The following is a 536-nucleotide window of genomic DNA, read 5'->3' as shown; positions in this document are numbered from 1 at the left end:
GGTGATGTAAGGGAACTTCCAGATGTTTCCCAGTCCAACTGCAGAGCCCGTCGCTGCGAGAATGAAAGTCCAGCGGCTGCCCCATGTGCCGTGCATACCTCGTTTAATATCTGTCATCGTGTCCTGACCCCTGATCTGATAAGGGTATTGTGAGTAATTTAAAGTGCGCTCTCAACCCGCCAACGCAAGCCATAGTGCCTTTTCGGCCATTGCTCAGGTATAATGCTGTCTATGAGTAAAAAGAAATCCAAAGCCCCCAGCGGTACCATTGCGCTCAACAAAAAAGCGCGCCACGACTACTTTCTGGAAGACAAAACAGAAGCCGGACTGGCTCTGACCGGTTGGGAAGTAAAATCCCTGCGCGCCGGCAAATGCCAGCTGCTGGACTCCTACATCGATTTCCACAAAGGTGAAGCCTACCTGACCGGCGCATTAATTACGCCGCTCGCCCAGGCTTCTACCCATCTGGTTACCGAACCGCGCCGTGCCCGCAAACTGCTGCTGCACAAACGGGAACTGGAGCGGATTGAACAGAA

2 protein-coding genes are annotated in these 536 nt (G+C 53.2%); one reads left to right on the top strand and one right to left on the bottom strand.

What is annotated here, in order from left to right; genetic code table 11:
• On the bottom strand, window positions 1–96 hold a 96-nt coding region (locus tag B2Z72_RS10075), incomplete at its 3' end, for a hypothetical protein (RefSeq protein WP_297004720.1).
• 135 nt (window positions 97–231) lie between these two features.
• Here B2Z72_RS10075 and B2Z72_RS10070 point away from each other — a divergent pair.
• A partial coding sequence (locus tag B2Z72_RS10070) for an SsrA-binding protein (protein WP_297004712.1) occupies window positions 232–536 on the top strand: 305 nt, incomplete at its 3' end.

Origin of the sequence: Thalassolituus sp. UBA6592 (assembly GCF_002433655.1) — a bacterium.
Lineage (GTDB): Bacteria > Pseudomonadota > Gammaproteobacteria > Pseudomonadales > Oceanobacteraceae > Venatoribacter.
The sequence above is the reverse complement of the archived record's forward strand: the minus strand, read 5'-3'. Positions and strand labels throughout refer to the sequence as shown.